This window comes from Paraburkholderia sp. XV (genome assembly GCF_020177535.1).
GTDB lineage: Bacteria > Pseudomonadota > Gammaproteobacteria > Burkholderiales > Burkholderiaceae > Paraburkholderia > Paraburkholderia caribensis.
Genome location: NZ_JAGUUD010000049.1, coordinates 13,527 through 29,249, shown reverse-complemented (window position 1 = coordinate 29,249; position 15,723 = coordinate 13,527). Strand labels below are relative to the sequence as shown.

12 protein-coding genes are annotated in these 15,723 nt (G+C 66.1%); 6 read left to right on the top strand and 6 right to left on the bottom strand.

The features are described 5' to 3' along the window. Positions 1 to 92 precede the first annotated feature (92 nt). Genes recC through recD form a run of 3 tightly spaced genes read left to right on the top strand, consistent with a single transcriptional unit; the run spans position 93 to position 9,186 of the window. Complete coding sequence (gene recC, locus KFO72_RS22225; protein ID WP_107202379.1) at positions 93 to 3,461, top strand: exodeoxyribonuclease V subunit gamma; 3,369 nt, start codon at positions 93 to 95, stop codon at positions 3,459 to 3,461. Then, a complete protein-coding gene (recB, locus tag KFO72_RS22220; protein WP_225033043.1) occupies positions 3,458 to 7,177 on the top strand; it encodes an exodeoxyribonuclease V subunit beta in 3,720 nt (1,239 codons plus the stop codon). Before recC ends, recB begins: the two co-directional genes overlap by 4 nt. Further along, the gene (gene recD / locus KFO72_RS22215) at positions 7,174 to 9,186 is read left to right on the top strand and encodes an exodeoxyribonuclease V subunit alpha (protein WP_225033042.1); all 2,013 of its coding nucleotides are present in this window, start codon (positions 7,174 to 7,176) and stop codon (positions 9,184 to 9,186) included. The genes recB and recD overlap by 4 nt, the downstream gene beginning before the upstream one ends. Before the next feature lie 47 nt (positions 9,187 to 9,233). Here recD and KFO72_RS22210 read toward each other — a convergent pair whose 3' ends face one another. Next, a complete protein-coding gene (locus KFO72_RS22210) occupies positions 9,234 to 9,893 on the bottom strand; it encodes a VC0807 family protein (RefSeq protein WP_225033041.1) in 660 nt (219 codons plus the stop codon). A gap of 188 nt (positions 9,894 to 10,081) precedes the next feature. Here KFO72_RS22210 and arfB point away from each other — a divergent pair, with 188 nt between their 5' ends. Continuing rightward, entirely contained in the window at positions 10,082 to 10,489 is a 408-nt protein-coding gene (gene arfB, locus KFO72_RS22205; RefSeq protein WP_054930250.1) for an alternative ribosome rescue aminoacyl-tRNA hydrolase ArfB, read from the top strand. Between the two features lie 49 nt (positions 10,490 to 10,538). On the opposite strand, the gene KFO72_RS22200 is transcribed toward arfB, so the two are convergent. After that, complete coding sequence (locus tag KFO72_RS22200) at positions 10,539 to 11,813, bottom strand: EAL domain-containing protein (protein ID WP_060600386.1); 1,275 nt, start codon at positions 11,811 to 11,813, stop codon at positions 10,539 to 10,541. Between the two features lie 315 nt (positions 11,814 to 12,128). On the opposite strand from KFO72_RS22200, the gene KFO72_RS22195 reads away from it, so the two are divergent. Continuing rightward, complete coding sequence (locus tag KFO72_RS22195; RefSeq protein WP_060600388.1) at positions 12,129 to 12,419, top strand: putative quinol monooxygenase; 291 nt, start codon at positions 12,129 to 12,131, stop codon at positions 12,417 to 12,419. 124 nt (positions 12,420 to 12,543) lie between these two features. Here KFO72_RS22195 and KFO72_RS22190 read toward each other — a convergent pair whose 3' ends face one another. From KFO72_RS22190 to KFO72_RS22180, 3 genes are all read right to left on the bottom strand, one after another. After that, positions 12,544 to 12,801, bottom strand: a complete 258-nt coding sequence (locus KFO72_RS22190) for a hypothetical protein (RefSeq protein WP_007588495.1) — start codon at positions 12,799 to 12,801, stop codon at positions 12,544 to 12,546. Positions 12,802 to 13,077: 276 nt separating this feature from the next. Continuing rightward, the gene (locus KFO72_RS22185) at positions 13,078 to 13,308 is read right to left on the bottom strand and encodes a hypothetical protein (protein ID WP_036004626.1); all 231 of its coding nucleotides are present in this window, start codon (positions 13,306 to 13,308) and stop codon (positions 13,078 to 13,080) included. A 331-nt stretch (positions 13,309 to 13,639) separates the two neighbouring features. After that, positions 13,640 to 14,326 carry a YdcF family protein gene (locus tag KFO72_RS22180; protein WP_054930254.1) on the bottom strand — a complete coding sequence of 229 codons (687 nt, stop codon included), beginning with the start codon at positions 14,324 to 14,326 and terminating at the stop codon, positions 13,640 to 13,642. A 291-nt stretch (positions 14,327 to 14,617) separates the two neighbouring features. On the opposite strand from KFO72_RS22180, the gene KFO72_RS22175 reads away from it, so the two are divergent. Then, positions 14,618 to 14,932 (top strand): hypothetical protein, encoded by a 315-nt coding sequence (locus KFO72_RS22175; RefSeq protein ID WP_054930255.1) that lies wholly within the window; start codon positions 14,618 to 14,620, stop codon positions 14,930 to 14,932. Positions 14,933 to 15,280: 348 nt separating this feature from the next. Here the strand turns inward: KFO72_RS22175 and KFO72_RS22170 are convergent, their stop codons facing one another. Continuing rightward, complete coding sequence (locus tag KFO72_RS22170; protein ID WP_054930256.1) at positions 15,281 to 15,550, bottom strand: hypothetical protein; 270 nt, start codon at positions 15,548 to 15,550, stop codon at positions 15,281 to 15,283. Positions 15,551 to 15,723: the final 173 nt, after the last annotated feature.

Below are 15,723 nucleotides of genomic sequence, written 5' to 3'. Positions count from 1 at the left end.
TTTCGTGTCTGCGAACGCGTTTGCTATGCTGTCGCATCGTTTCTTCACACGGCCTGCGCACGAGCGCGGCGCCGCCTGTTCCAAGCCATTCCATGCTCCAGCTTTTCTATTCCAACCGGTACGATGTGCTCGTCGGCGCGCTGCTCGACGGACTGGCTGCCACGCCTTCCAGTCCGTGGACGGCGCAACCTGTGATCGTGCCGAGCGCGGCCGTGCGGCGGCGGCTGGAACTCGATATCGCCGCGCGTCAAGGCGTGTGCGCCAACATTGAGTTCAGTTACCTTGCGCAATGGCTGTGGACGCAGATCGGCGGCGTCATCAAAGACGTGCCGAAGAGTTCGCCTTTCTCGCCGGACCGGCTGGTGTGGCGCTGCTACCGTCTGCTCGGCGACGCCGATGAAGCGCGGCCGTGGAATGCGTCGCCGCGTCTGCGCAGCTACCTCGATGCCGCCGACGCACCGATGCGCTACGAACTCGCACGCCGCGTCGCGACGGTGCTCGACCACTATCTGACCTATCGTCCCGAATGGCTGTTGCAATGGCAGAAGGGCGGTTCGATCTTCGCAAGCGGCGCAGCGGACGACGCCGGCCCGCGTCTGACGGGCGCGAGCGCCGCGGCTCGCGAGGACGAACACTGGCAGGGCGCGTTGTGGCGCACGCTGCTCGGCGAGGTTGCCGGCGACGCGCATTCCGCGCAGGCCGCTACGCCGCCTGCCTACCGCTTTCTCGACGAAGTGCGCTCGCTCGATCTCGACGCGATCGCGCGAGCGGGGTGGCCCGAGTCGGTCAGCGTGTTCGCGCTGCCGACCATGCCGCCTTTGCATATCGCGTTGCTGCGCGAGCTGTCGCGCTGGATCGATGTGCGCGTGTACGCGATGAACCCGTGCCGCGAGTTCTGGTTCGACATCGTCAGCGTGGGGCGCGTCGAGGCGCTCGATGCGGCGGGCCAGCTCGACTATCAGGAAGTCGGCCATCCGCTGCTCGCCGAATGGGCGCGTCAGACGCAGGCGCAGCTTCACATGCTGCACGAGCTGACGGAAAGCGCGGCCTCGGCCGAGGCCTCGTACTTCGCCGAAAACGCTGCGCCGACGTGGCTCGCCGCCGTGCAGAACGGCATGCTCGATCTGCGCGACGAGCGCGATCTCGACGCGCAGCCGGACGAACGCGGCATCGAAGTACACGTTTGCCATAGCCTCGCGCGCCAGCTCGAAGTGCTGCACGACCGCCTGCTGGGCTGGTTCGACGAGTTCGACGATCTGCAGCCTTCCGATGTGCTCGTCACGTTGCCCGATCTCGGCGCGGCCGGCCCGCTGATCGACGCCGTGTTCGGCACCGCGCCCTCCGGCGACACGCGCCGCATTCCATATCGCATCACCGGTTTGCCGCCTTCGCAGGCGAACCCTGTGGCGCGCGTGCTGCTCGACTGGCTCGCGTTGCCCGAGCGCAATGTCGGCGCGCCGGAGCTGATCGAATGGCTGCGTGTCGATGCGATCGCCGCGCGCTACGGCATCGACGCGGCGGCGCTCGAAGACATTCAGGAATGGCTCGCGGCAGCGGGCGCGCGGCGCGGTCTCGCGCCCGTGCCGCCTGCCGACAGCGCGATTCCCGTCGCGCGTCACACCTTCGCCGACGCGCTCACGCGCCTCTTTCTCGGCTACGCGATGCCCGAAGGCGGCCAGCCGGTGGATGCCTGGCTGCCCGTCGAAGGCGCGGACGGCTCGGACGCGGAATTGCTCGGTCGTCTTGCGAGCTTTGTCGACGACGTCGATGCGTTCGCGCGCCGTTGCGCCGACGACATGACGCCCGTCGAGTGGACGCAGTTGCTGCTCGAAGTGCTGGGCCGCTGCTTCGACGGCGGCGTCGATTTCGCGGACAGCCTCGCCACCGTGCGCGATGCCGTCGATGCCATGAGCGACGCAATGCGCACAGGCGCGGGCGACACGGCATTGCCGGCCGCCGTGGTGCGCACGTCGCTGTCCGAAGCGCTTGACGACCCGGCGCGCGGCGGCGTGCCGTGGGGCAGCGTCACGTTCTCATCACTGACGAGCCTGCGTGGCTTGCCGTTCAGAATCGTCTGCATGCTGGGCATGGACGACGGTGTGTTGCCGAGCCTCGCGCGCGCCGACGAGTTCGACCTGATGGCGGAGTTCGGCAAGGCCGGCGACCGCCAGCGGCGCGACGACGAGCGCAACCTGTTCCTCGATCTGCTGCTCGCTGCGCAAGATCGCCTGATGATCGCGTACACGGGGCGCAGCATTCGCGACAACGCGCCGTTGCCGCCCGCCGCGCTCGTCGACGAACTGCTCGATCACCTCGCGCGGGTTTCGTCCGCTGAGGATGCCTCGCCTGCCGAACTCGACGCGGCGCGGCGCGCGTTCATCGTCGAGCATCCTTTGCAGCCTTTCGCGTCGGATTACTTCAACGCGAAGAGCGGCCTGTTCACATACGACACCGACCGCGCGGAACTGGCCGCATTGCTCGCCGCACCGTCCGGCGAGACGCCCGCGCCGTTCTTCGATGCGCCGCTGCCCGCTGTGCCGAACGAACCCGTGCCGTTCGACGACTTCCAGCGTTTCTGGCGGCATCCCGCGCGCGCGTTGTTGCGCGACCGGCTCGGCATCGTGCTTTCCGATGCACAGGGCGAGCTGCTCGATATGGAGCCGTTCGAACTCGACTTCGCGGGCCGCGATGCATTGGCCGAACGGCTGTTGCCCGCGCTGCTCGATACGGACTTCGACAGCGCGGCGTTCGAGCGCGTGCAGCGCGTCGCGGAAGCGAGCCCCGAGTTGCCTGGCGGCGCGACGGGCGCGGTATGGCGTACGCGCGAGCTATCGGCGTTGCGCGGCCTTGCTGACCGCGTGCGGCGCGAAGTGGCGTCGGGCGTCACGCGCCTGCCGTTTTCGCTCGACATCCACGCGCGCTGGCCCGACACCGGCGACGTCGCGCTCTTCGGCCCTTATGAAACAGCATTGCGCAAAACATCGGAAGGTCCATTGCAACTGCAAGGCACGCTCAATCTGCTGACGCCGACGGGGCAGGTCGTGTTCCGTTACGCGCGGCCCACGGCGCGCGATTATCTGTCCGCGTGGCTGTCGCATCTCGTCTATTGCGCGGCGTTGCCCGACGGTCCGCGTCGTACGGTATGGCATGCAAGCGGCGAGTCGTTCGAACTTGCACCCGTCGAAAATCCATTGGATCAATTGGCGCCGCTTGCCGCGTTGTTCAGCGCCGGGCGCGCCTTTCCGCTGCGCTTTTTCCCGAAGAGCGCATGGGCGAAGATCAGCGACGGCGATTCCGCCGCGCAAGGCGCATGGATCAGCGACCGCGTGCGCGGCGAGTCCGATGACGCTGCGTTGCGCATCGCGTTTCGCGGCGCGCCGCTCACACTCGACGAGCCGTTCGGCACACTCGCCGCGATCGTCTTCAAGCCGCTGGTCGCGCATCTGAGGAGCGCATCATGAGCGGGACGGCATGGATGCATGCGCCCGCGGCGCACGAGCTCGATGTGTTCGCGTGCGATCTCGACGGCGTCAATCAGATCGAGGCATCGGCGGGAACGGGCAAGACATGGAATATCTGCGCGCTCTATGTGCGGTTGTTGCTGGAGAAGAATCTGAGCGCCGATCAGATTCTCGTCGTGACATTTACGAAAGCGGCGACGGCCGAGTTGCATGAACGCATACGCGGGCGTCTCGCTGAAGTGCAGCGCGCGATCGAAACGGGCGACGATGGCGGCGATCCGTTCATCGTCAGGCTGTTCGAAACGACGCTTTCCGAAGCGCGCGGCATCGACCTCGAAGCGGCCGCGAAGACGGTGCGCCGCGCGTTGCGCACCTTCGATCAGGCAGCCATCCACACGATTCACGCGTTCTGTCAGCGCGCGTTGCAGGAAGCGCCGTTTGCCGCGGCGATGCCGTTCGCGTTCGACATGGAAGCGGACGACGCTGCGTTGCGTTTCGAACTGGCCGCCGACTTCTGGCGCGAGCAGGTCGAACCCGTTGCGGCGGGGCATCGGTCGTTTGCGGCGTGGCTGGTCGAAAAGGGCGCGGGGCCTGCCTCGCTCGACGAACAGCTTGCGCGGCGGCTGAAGAAGCCGCTTGCGCAATTGCGTTGGGGCGACGTCGGTGCAGCCGCAGGTGCGCCGAACGATATGCAGGCGCGCTTCGACGAAGCCTGCGAGATGTGGCACGCCGAGCGCGACAACATCGTGCGTCTGCTCGAACAGGTGCAGGAGCGTCTTAGCAAGACCTCGCACAAGGCCGAAACGGTGAGCGCCGCGATCAGCGCGTGGAGCGACTATTTCGCCCAGGACGACTGTCACGCGGCGCCGCCGAAAGTCGCGCTCAAACTGACGGCCACCGCGTTGACGAAAGGCACGAAGAAGAACTTCGAGCCGCCCACGCATGCGTTCTTCAACGCAGCCGACGAACTGGCGGCAGCCTCGCTCGCGGCGGAAGCCGCCCAGCGCGCACGCTGGCTCGGGCTGGTGCAGAAGTGGCTCGACTACGCTCCGCACGAGCTGACGGCAAGAAAGCGCACGCGCCGCGTCGTGTCGTTCGACGACCTGCTGTCGAACCTGTATCGCGCGCTGGCCAGTCACGTGTGGCTCGCGGACGCGTTGCGCGCGCGCTATCCCGCGGCGCTGATCGACGAGTTCCAGGACACCGATCCGCTGCAGTTCGCAATCTTCAATCGCATTTTTGCGCCGAAGGGGCCGCTCTTTCTGGTCGGCGATCCGAAGCAGGCCATCTACAGTTTTCGCGCGGCCGATCTGCACACGTATCTCGCGGCGCGTGCGCAGGCGTCGGCGCGATACACGCTCGCCGTCAATCAGCGTTCGACGGCACCCATCGTCGAAGCATGCAACCGCATTTTCGAAGCGAACGCGCGGGCGTTCGTGCTCGAAGGGCTCGACTATCAACCTGTGCGGGCGGGCGAGCGGCAGCGGCCGCCGCTCGTCGACCGCGACGGCGCGGCGGGCGGCGACTTCCGCGTGTGGACGCTGCCGCAAGGCGACGCGGTGCTGACCAAGCGCGACGCGCAGCGCGCGGCGAGCGAGGCGTGCGCTGCGGAGATCGTGCGTCTGTTGCGCGGGGCGCGCGAAGGCAGCGTCATGATCGGCGACAAGCCGCTCGCGCCCGGCAACATCGCCGTGCTCGTGCAGACGCACAAGCAGGGCAGCCTGATCAAACGTGTGTTGTCCGCGTGGGGCGTGGGCAGCGTCGAGCTGGCGCAGGCATCGGTGTTCGAGTCGCTCGACGCCGAGCAGATCGAACGCGTGCTGGCCGCCGTCGATACACCGGGCGACTTGCGCCGCCTGCGGGCCGCGCTCGCGACCGACTGGTTCGGTCTCGATGCCGCCACGCTGTGGCGGCTCGAACAGGTCGACGAGGCTTCGCCGGCATCGGGCGACGCCGCGCGCGCTGTCGATGCGATGAGCTGGGTCGAGCGTTTTTCGCGCTACCGGATGCTGTGGCACGAGCGCGGCTTCGCCGTCATGTGGCGCACGCTGATGCGCGAACTGCGCGTCGCGCAGCGGCTGGTCGAGGGCGCGGAAGGCGAGCGGCGGCTGACCAACGTCAACCATCTGGCCGAACTCGTGCAGGCGCGCGCCGCGACACAGCCGGGCATCGCCCCGACCTTGCGCTGGCTCGCCGCGCAACGCGCGGAAAGCGGGCGGGGCGGGGAAGAAGCGCAACTGCGGCTCGAATCGGACCGCAACCTCGTGCAGATCGTCACCGTGCACAAGTCAAAGGGCCTTGAATACGCGGTCGTGTTCTGTCCGTTTCTCAATGACGGCCGCCTGCGCGAGCCGTACGCGACCGTCCTGCCCGATGCGCTCGAATATCACGATGACGACGGTTCGGCCGTGCTTCACTACGGCAGCGACGACGAGCAGGCCGATCACGCGAACCGCCAGGCGATGCGCGAACAGGCGGCCGAGCGCGCGCGGCTGATCTATGTCGCGCTGACGCGGGCCGTGTATCGCTGTTATCTGGTGGCGGGCGCGTATCTGGCGTCGAGATCGACGAAGGAATCGGCGCGCAGCGTGTTGAACTGGCTCGTGGCGGGCAAAGCCCGCGATTTCGATGAATGGCTCGCCAAGCCGCTCGATGACGACTCGGTTTATCAGCATTGGGAGGCGCTGTCAGGCGACCCCGTGGCGATCGCGGATCTGCCGTCCGTTACGCGTCGGGTGCCGCTGGAAAGCGTGGCCGACAGCAACGCCCGGATGCGCGCGCGCATGAACCAGCGCGCATTGCGCGACACGTGGCGCATGGCGAGCTTCAGCTCGCTGATCGCGGCGGGTTCGCGCACCGACGATGCGTCAGCAGTCAGCGAAGAAGCGCGTCCGGACCACGACGAACTGGCGGACATCGCGACGGGCGAACCGCACGCGCCCGTTTTCGATGTCGTTACCGCGCCCGTCGAACTCTCGCCCGACGACATCCTCGCGTTTCCGCGCGGCCCGGCGGCGGGCGAGTGTCTGCACCGCATGTTCGAACTCGCGGATTTCTCCGACCGCAGTACGTGGCCGCACGCAATCGAACGCGCGCTGCATGAGCGCCCAGCGCCTGCCGAGCCGGAGCTCGCGCAACGTTTGCCTGCAATGATGCACCGCTTGCTCGCCGATATCGTGAGCACGGAGCTCGTGCCCGGCATGACGCTCGCCGCGCTCGATCCGAAGCGCCGGCTCAACGAGATGGAGTTTCTGTTCTCGGCGGCATCGCTGGACTTTCCCGCGTTGCGCGCGTTGCTCGCCGCGCATGGCTTCCCCGATGTCGCGCTGGAGCCGGGCGCGCTGCGTGGCTTCGTCAAAGGTTTCATCGACATGATCGTCGAGCACGAGGGGCGCTTCTGGGTGGTCGACTGGAAGTCGAACCATCTCGGCGACACGCCCGAGGACTACGCCGCCGCGCCGCTCGACGAAGCGATGGCGAGCCACGCGTATCACCTGCAGGCGCTGCTGTATGTCGTCGCGCTGCATCGCTATCTGCGGCTGAGGCTCGCGAACTATGACTATGACACGCACATCGGCGGCTATCTGTATCTGTTCGTGCGCGGCGTGCGGCCCGGCTGGCAACACGGTGAACACGCGGCGGGCGTGCATGCACGCCGGCCGGACCACGCGCTCGTCGTGGCGCTCGATGCATTGATGGACGGAGGCGCGCAATGAGCACATTCGATCAGCCGTTGCCCGATGTCGAGGTCAATGTCCCCGCGCCCGCGGATTTCAGCACGGCGCTCGCCGAAGGCTTCGCGCGTCGCGTGAGCGCGCTTGCGCAACGCGGCGGCGCGTCGGCGGACAGCGTGCGCTGGGCCGCGCGCGCCGCGTTCGCTGCGAGCCGTGCGACATCGGAAGGGCACGTGTGCGTGCCGCTCGACGAACTCGCGCAGCGCTACGACGCCGAGGTCGCGCCGGTGCGCGACGCATTGCTCGCGAGCGGTGTCGCGAGCGACGGCGTGCAGCCGGCGCATGCGTTGCGCCCGCTCGTCGTCGATGGGCAAGGGCGGCTTTATCTCGCGCGTTACTACGACTATGAAAGGCGGCTTGCGCAGTCGCTCGTCGGACATGCGCGAGGCGCGGATCGAGATGCCGTGTCGGCGGGCATGTCATCTCGAGGTTTGCGCGACAGGTTGCTGCGTTATTTCGGTGAACCACAGGACGACCAGATCGACTGGCAGCGCGTGGCCGCCGTGATGGCGCTGTCCGGGCGGCTGACCATCGTCAGTGGCGGTCCGGGCACGGGCAAGACGACCACGGTCGTCGGCGTGCTCGCCTGTCTGCTGGACGCGCGCGCGGACTTGCGTATCGCGCTCGCCGCGCCGACGGGCAAGGCCGCCCAGCGGATGCAGGAGGCGCTGCTCGCGCGCGCCAGTTCGTTGCCGCAGGAACTCGCCGCGCGTCTGCCGCAAACGTCGTTTACGTTGCATCGGTTGCTGGGCACCGGGCCGAATGGGCGCTTCCGTCATCATCGCGACAACCCGTTGCCATATGACGTGATCGTGATCGACGAGGCATCGATGATCGACGTCGCGATGGCGACGCATCTGTTCGATGCGCTCGCACCTGACACGCATCTCGTGATGCTCGGCGACAAGGATCAACTCGCAGCCGTCGAAGCGGGTGCCGTGTTCGCCGAGTTGAGCGCGCAACCCGCGTTCACGGCGAAGGGCGTCGGCTCGATCGCGACGGCACTGGGAATCGACGAGCGCCGTTTGCGTGACGCGTTGCCCACGGGCCGCGACGACGATGCGCCGCCGGGAGACACCCAACCGCTTTTCGACGACCTGTTCGGCATGCCGTCCGACCTGCCGTCGTCCATGCCGGATGCGCAACCGGCGCCGCTTGCGGACTGCGTCGTATGGCTCGAACGTAACTATCGCTTCGGGCTGGAGTCGGCGATCGGGCGGCTGTCGCTCGCGATCCGGCGCGGCGCGGCTCAGGACGCGCTCGACGTGCTGCATATCGATCCCGTCGAGCCCTGCGCGGCCGCATTTCACCAGGACGCCGATGCCGTGCCAGCCGAGCGCACGATCCAGCGGCTCGCGGCCGGCTTTGCGCCCTACGCGGACGCGCTCGCAACGGCGCTCGCCGGCGGCGCGGCGGGCGCGGCCTCGCACGCGTTGGCGCTGTTCGAGGCGCTCAATCGCTTTCGTATCCTGTGCGCGACGCGACTCGGTTCGCGCGGCGTCGAACAGATGAATACCGCGATGGCCGCGCAGGTGCGGCGCATCGCGCGCGTGCCGATGGCCGTCGGCGCGCAATGGTTCGCGGGCCGGCCGATCATGGTCACGCGCAACGACTATGCGCTGGGTCTGTTCAATGGCGATATCGGCATCGCGCTGCCCGGCGCGGACGGCGCGTTGCGGGTGTTTTTCCGTGGCGCGGACGGCAGCCTGCGCGCGGTGTCGCCCGCGGCGCTGCCGCCGCACGACACGGCCTTCGCGCTCACGGTGCACAAGTCGCAAGGCTCGGAGTTCGAACATGCGGTGCTGATGCTGCCGTCCACGTTCAGCCGGGTGCTGTCGCGCGAACTCGTTTATACGGCCGTCACGCGGGCGCGCGAGCGGGTCGAGGTGGTCGGCTCACGGGCCGTGCTGATGCGTGCGATCGCCACGCCGACGCAGCGCGACTCCGGGCTTGCCGCGCGAATCGTCGAGGCGATGCGAAATGACGGGTGAGAGGACGTGCGGGGTGACGTGCGGGGTGACATGCGGGTTGACGTGAATCAGTTGGCAGCCGTGCTGGGCGGCGATTCTGTTTCGGATTCCGTCTCGCTTTGCGCAAGGTCGCGCAGCGTGCGCCGGTACCACAGCGTCCAGACCATCAGCGCGCCGAAGATGCCGTAGCCGACGAAGGGCGAGACCACCAGCACGCGCTCGATCGGCCAGTGCCACGCCATCCAGCCGCGCAGCGCGGTTTCGCCTGTGAGGCCGAGGCCCCAGGTGGCCGTTAGCACCCGGATTCCCCGGGCGAAAGCCGGGCGCTCGCGCCACAGCATGTCGATGTGGGCCGCGCCGTTGGTCATCTCGCGGGCGACGAACGCGCGCGTCAGGTAGAAAACGGCGGGCCGGCCCACCAGCAGCGTCAGCAGGAACGCCACGCCTACCGCACCCGACACCAGCGATTCGCGGAACAGCAACATGCGCGGGTCGCCGCCCAGCGCCATTGCGCCGATCGACAGCACGATGCCGAGCAGCACCGTCAGGCTGAGCGCGTCGGCGCGTCTGAAGCGTACGAGTTCGACGATGCTCCACGCGACGGGCGGCACGGCCGACGCAATCAACCCGCCCGTTTCTCCCCAGTAGGGCTGCACGAGGCGGTACGCGACCCACGGCAACACGAGATTGACGACCAGTTCGAGCACCTGCGCGGGGCGCATTTTCATCACGATAATTGGCCCTCGGGCTGAAAGTTTCAGTATCGGCGAGATTGTCGATGGACGGCAAATGCGTGGCACGATGGGGAGCATGTGGGCGCGACGCAAACGCTGCGCTGTGTGCACGCAATTCGCGTACCGTTCATGCGTTGGCAAATAGCCGGTTACACTTCCCGTTCCTCGCCCGACTCTTTGACATGACTTCACGCTATCCGATCCCGCCGAACGAAATCGAACTGACGGCCGTGCGCGCCCAGGGCGCGGGCGGGCAGAACGTCAACAAGGTATCGAGCGCCATTCATCTGCGCTTCGACGTGCGCGCATCGTCGTTGCCCGACGTGCTGAAGATGCGCCTGCTGGCGATGAGCGATCATCGGATCACGCGCGACGGCATCGTCATCATCAAGGCGCAGGAATACCGCACCCAGGAAATGAACCGCGCGGCAGCGCTGGCGCGGCTCGACGCGTTGATCGACAGCATCAGCGTGACCCGTAAGGCGCGCGTCGCGACGCGGCCGACGCGCGCGTCGAAGGAACGCCGGCTCGAAAGCAAGGCGAAGCGCAGCGACGTGAAATCAGGACGGCAGCGCATTTCGCACGACTAGGGCGCGACCTGGGCACGACAGGCGCAACAGCCGCGCCGCGTGCACTGCCTCAAACGGGGCTCGCGTTACGCACTTCGGGCAGGAAATCGACGCAAAACACATGCGTCGCGCCGTTGCGCTGGACGGTGACGGCCGCCGTGTAGCAGTCCTGGCCATCCATCAGCGAACAGTGCGGCCCCATCATCGCCACGCGTCCCGGCGCGGCGAGCGCGTGCTTGAAATACGCGCGCCGCGACCAGTTGTTGCGCGTGTCGGGAATGAGCGGCGCGAGCCGCGCGGGCGGCGACGGCGTGCCGCTCGCGGTGATCGACGGCGCCAGTTGCTCGCCGCGATCGCTCAGCACGAACACGCGGCGCGCGTCGGGCAGCAGGAAGACGGGCCTGGCGGCCTCTTCCAGGTCGCCTGTCTGCATGTAGAGCGCGGCGCCCGCCAGCACGGCTTCCGTAAAACCCTCGAAGCCCGGCCGCTGGTAGCGCGAATGCGAGCGCTCGTAGCTTTCGAAACGTTGCCACATCTGCCCGATCAGCTCGGGCACGCGCGCAGTGGCCGCCTGGATCGACGCTTTCGGCTGGCCGAACCAGTAGCCCTGGATGAAATCGACGTCGGCCTGCATCAGCGTCATCAGTTCGTCTTCCGTTTCGACGCCTTCGGCGAGCACCAGCGTGCCCGACTGGTGCAACATGTTGATCAGATGACCGATCAGCGAGTTGTCGTTGTCCTGGCGGCCCGCGCGCGCCACCAGCGAGCGGTCGAGCTTCACGATGTCGGGCCGGAAGCGCCACACGCGATCGAAGTTCGAAAAGCCGGTGCCGAAGTCGTCGATGGCAATCAGGAATTCGCGCGGTTGCGACGCGGCAAGCATGCTGGCGACGGCGGATTCGTCGTCGGCGGGCTGTTCGAGCACTTCGATCACGATGCGTTCCTGCGGCAGTCCGAAATGCTCCGACAGTTCATCGATGAACGGGCGCTGCGGCCAGCCCGTTTCGAATACCTGCGGGCGCGTGTTCAGGAACAGCCATCCCGTCTCGATGCCTTGCGCCATGAAGTTCGCCACATGCAGGCAGCGGGCGAGACGGTCGAGCGCGCGCGCGTCGGCCGTCGAGCGGGTGCCTGAAAAGAGCACGGCGGGGGAGATCGGATGACCGACGGGATCGAAGGCGCGCAGCAGCGCTTCATAGCCGACCACGCGCTGATGCGTCACGGAGACGACCGGCTGGAAGACGCTGCGCAACGTAATGGTTCGCCACGGCGCGGCCCATCCGGCCTCGTCCTGCACCATATGCTGCAGAAGGCCAGCGAGCGTCGTATCGTCGACGTTTGGCATGACGGCAGATTGTCCTATGCAGCGTGCGGCGCTCGCCCGTGTGCAGCGACATGCCGGCGGCAGGCATGCGCTACATCGGCGCAATGGAGGTCGGGCCCGAAGGCGATCGGATCGATGCCGTTCACGCGCGACTCCGCTCAGTTGTGCAGTTCAGTTCGTCGAAATCAGTCTAGCAGTTCGTATGCGATTCGAATGTTCGGGTTATCACAGACGGCTACAAGTGTCCGCGCAGTTATGACTCGAAGTTGGCGCAGATTGCCGGCGCGTTTGTGGCAGCGGCGCTATGCTGCTGGTTTTCCAAAACTGGAGTGCAGCATGTCGGAAATCGCGGTGGTGGCGATCTCGGTGGCGAAGCCGGGCCATGAAGAGCAGTTGCGCGCGGCGCTCGAGGGCATTGTCGGACCGACGCGCAAGGAGCGCGGTGCGTTGCAGTACGATTTGCATCGCGATTTGCGCGAGCCGCGCCGCTTTGTATTCTTCGAGCGCTGGGAAAGCGAGGAAGCACTGGCGGCACACGCAAAGTCCGCGCATATCGAAGCCTACAAGCAAGCGTCCGCGCAATGGATCGAATCGGCGGAATTGCGCATCGTGTCGAAGATCGCGTAACCGCGAGCAGGCGCAGCGGGCGAGGCCGGAAACAGCAAGGCCCGGCAGCATGGCTGCCGGGCCCGGATTGAAGCGCAATGATGCGCGATGAAGCAATTCAAGCGCGCAACATGCTCAGTGCGGCTTAGTGCGTCGCTTGCGGCACGTCGAGGATCAGGATGATCGTCCAGTCTGCGTCGCCTTCGTGATGATACTGGCGCTCCGCGACGATGAACGGCTGCTGCTTGCCGGCCGGTCCGAGAAACAGCACGTCGCCTTCCATCGGCAGACATTCGACGGGCGGCAGCGCAAGGAACGCATCCTGATTGCCGCGCGGCATGAGTTTTTCGATCTTGCGGGATGCTGCTTCAGTCCATTCGATGTCCAGCTGGATGTTGCTCATTCTGTCCTCCGCACCAGGGGCGCACGCGGGTTGGGTGAATTGGGTTGATTCTTCGGTGCGCGACTTTAGCATAACGTCGATGAGCGTCTCGCGACACGCGATGTGCCGCCCGTCACGGCTATCTCCGCTGTCCGTCATCGACGCCCGCCGGCGCCCAATAAAAAAGCCGAGGCCGTGTTGAGCGGCTTCGGCTTTTTACATGGCGCAGTGAGTGATCCGGCCGCGAAGCGCGCCTGCATGTTGCAGCGCGCGGGCCGATGGGGCAATGCCGTGCGCTTACTGGGCCGGCGCGGCCGGCTTCTTGTGATGCATACCCTTATGGTGTTTCATCTGCGCCGGCGGCGCGCTTTCCATCGCCTGCTGCTTGGCCTGTAGATCTTGTGCGCGCTGCTCGACGTCGGCGGCCTTTGCCGGATCGGTGCTCATCCGCACGCCTTGATCTTGCGCGTAAGCCGCGCCCGTCAGTGCCGAAAGGGAAACCAGGATTGCCAGGGACACTTTCTTCATCGTTGCCTCCGTAGAGAGTGGTTGTGGACCCGAGTATGGCCTGTCCGTTGGAACGACAGTGCATTCTAGCCAGCAATGTTCAGTCCAGCGCGACTTCTGTAACAGAATTCACAGACAGTTACGTCTGGTTACATTCGTGGGTGGCGGTTGCGAAGCCGCTCCGCAGCAGCCGTCGCGTATCGACCGTATTGTGATGCGCTTCGCCGTGCGTATCGCGACAAGTCAGATTTTCCCATTCTGCATGAACGCGCGGTTGCCGGGGCAGTCGCCTGGAATTCCGCTTTGAATCCATCGGATAGCTAAACAAGTTTCCACACTCGCGGCGCGCGTATCAGAACCAGCCAATCTGCCGGTAGACATGAAACTGCGCAATGCCGATCAGTTCATGCAGCGCGATTTCGGCGTTGAAGAAGTTTGCCCGGCGGGGTAGCAGGCCGCGCGTTGCGTGACGGGTGTTCGACACGACGGCTAGCGGCTTCATCCCGAAGTGGTGGAAGTCGAGCAAGGCGCGCGGCATCTGAAAGGCGGACGTGACGAGGATCAACGAACCGTAATATCCGTCCGGCAGAATGGCAGCGACGTTGCGGGCGTTTTCGTACGTCGTCATGCTGGTGTTTTCGAGGATGATATCGCCCCGCGGCACGCCTTCGCGCAGCAGGTAGGGCAGGTAGGTGTCGGCTTCCGACGCTTCGTGCCGCTGCGGATTGCCGCCGCTGATGATCACGTGGCACACCGGGCTGGCCTGCTTGCAGCGCGCGTAGAGATCGGCGCTCTTGACGATCCGGGCGATCCCGTCCGTGGGCGGAACGAGCTTGCCGTCGCGTTGAATCGTGCCCGTGCCGAGCATCACGATGGCGGTGTGAGCGGCGTAGGTTGCGGGAGCAACCGTCTGTCCGCCGGGCGGCGCGCCGCGCTGGGCGAGATCGAGCAAGGGCTGAGCCAGCCAGCCCGCGCCGAGCGCCCAGAAAACCACGATGGTCGTCACGCCGATTAGCGTGCGGGCGCTGCGCAGCAGCATAAAAGCTGCAAAAAAAAGCAGCAATAAAGTTAAGAGAATCAATTTTATTGGGGTAACGTATGGTATTCGGACATTCCACCCGCGGACTATCGCGCCGTTCCGGTCGCATCGCCGCCAGTTGGAAGCAGAACGCTAGCACGGCGTTCACACGGGGGCCGAAATAAACGGCGGCCAATGGCCGCATTGGCGGCTAGGGCGTGACTTCTTCGCCTTCCGTCATGCGCACGTCGGCAGACGTGCCATTGTGTCGCGAACAAATAAGTCATGGCTGCACTTTAAGAAAGAAGTGAGATGACCGCTTATTCCAACGAAGTCGTACTCGAGGCGCTGCGACGGGCGCAATACCGTCAGGTGCCGTGGGCCAAGCGCCCGGGCGTTTTTCAATATCTCCGTTCGCTTGGCATGATGGACACCGTTCGTCAACGGACAGTCGCTCCTGCGCCCGGTTTCCATGCGCCTGTGGACATTGCGGTGCTGACCGAACTCGGCCGCGCCGAATTCGCACGGCTCGCGCGCGATGAGCGCTCTCTCGACTGGGACGCGCGCCGTGTGCGCAGCTACGTTTTCGCCGGCGCGGTCGCCGGAGAGAGGGCAACGGCCGTCTAGGCGACGGTGCATCGCAGGGCGCGCGCACGTGAGAACAACGTAGCGCGCGGAAAACGCGCCGCATGAGGGCGCGTCGAGGGCATGTCGCCGCCAATTCCCCCCGTTTTTACACTTCCTTTATGACGCCCGATATGCTCCGGGCGGCGCGCCGTGCGCGCGGACCTGACCAGTGTCGACGCAAAAAAAAGCCCGTATCGCGAGGATACGGGCATACCGGAATTACTTCTGCCACGCTGTGCTTAATGGCATTGATGAGACTGGCTGCGCCGCAGGTGGTTCCCGATATCGCACATCTTCGACGTACGTCATCGCCAGGCGGCCGGCCCCGCCGGTGTGAGCGACGCGCACCTAGTGCGCGGGCGCATGCGGCCGCGGCGGCACGTCGTCTCGCTGGCCGTCGGGCCGCGCGCGAACGTTGCTCGCGATATCGCCGCGCAGGTCGCCTCGCGGCGCCGGTGGCGTGAAATTCTGATTGCGCGCTTCCGCCTGCTGCCACGCCTGAAGCGTGGCAGGCTGCTCCGGCCGCCAGTTCCAGCCTTGCGGTCGTTGTTGCGCGAATGCAGACGCGGTGAGCAGTGAGACGAGCAGGCCGCAGACATACAGTGACATTGGCCTCATGATCGGTTCCCGACAAGCCGGCCGGGACGGGCTTGTTTGCGTACTCACACGGTATGCCGCGCTGCGAAAGCGTGCTGTAAATAAAAGTAAATGGATGTTTCGTCCCGTCACCGTAGATATACCGATCGGATGACTGCGGACGCAGGCGGGCGGGAAGGGCGTCAGCGCCCGCC

Bases quoted from the DNA above. Each gene is read 5' to 3' on its own strand.
- recC (WP_107202379.1), top strand. From the start codon at position 93: ATGCTCCAGCTTTTCTATTCCAACCGGTACGATGTGCTCGTCGGCGCG.
- recB (WP_225033043.1), top strand. From the start codon at position 3,458: ATGAGCGGGACGGCATGGATGCATGCGCCCGCGGCGCACGAGCTCGAT.
- recD (WP_225033042.1), top strand. From the start codon at position 7,174: ATGAGCACATTCGATCAGCCGTTGCCCGATGTCGAGGTCAATGTCCCC.
- KFO72_RS22210 (WP_225033041.1), bottom strand. From the start codon at position 9,893: ATGAAAATGCGCCCCGCGCAGGTGCTCGAACTGGTCGTCAATCTCGTG.
- arfB (WP_054930250.1), top strand. From the start codon at position 10,082: ATGACTTCACGCTATCCGATCCCGCCGAACGAAATCGAACTGACGGCC.
- KFO72_RS22200 (WP_060600386.1), bottom strand. From the start codon at position 11,813: ATGCCAAACGTCGACGATACGACGCTCGCTGGCCTTCTGCAGCATATG.
- KFO72_RS22195 (WP_060600388.1), top strand. From the start codon at position 12,129: ATGTCGGAAATCGCGGTGGTGGCGATCTCGGTGGCGAAGCCGGGCCAT.
- KFO72_RS22190 (WP_007588495.1), bottom strand. From the start codon at position 12,801: ATGAGCAACATCCAGCTGGACATCGAATGGACTGAAGCAGCATCCCGC.
- KFO72_RS22185 (WP_036004626.1), bottom strand. From the start codon at position 13,308: ATGAAGAAAGTGTCCCTGGCAATCCTGGTTTCCCTTTCGGCACTGACG.
- KFO72_RS22180 (WP_054930254.1), bottom strand. From the start codon at position 14,326: ATGCTGCTGCGCAGCGCCCGCACGCTAATCGGCGTGACGACCATCGTG.
- KFO72_RS22175 (WP_054930255.1), top strand. From the start codon at position 14,618: ATGACCGCTTATTCCAACGAAGTCGTACTCGAGGCGCTGCGACGGGCG.
- KFO72_RS22170 (WP_054930256.1), bottom strand. From the start codon at position 15,550: ATGAGGCCAATGTCACTGTATGTCTGCGGCCTGCTCGTCTCACTGCTC.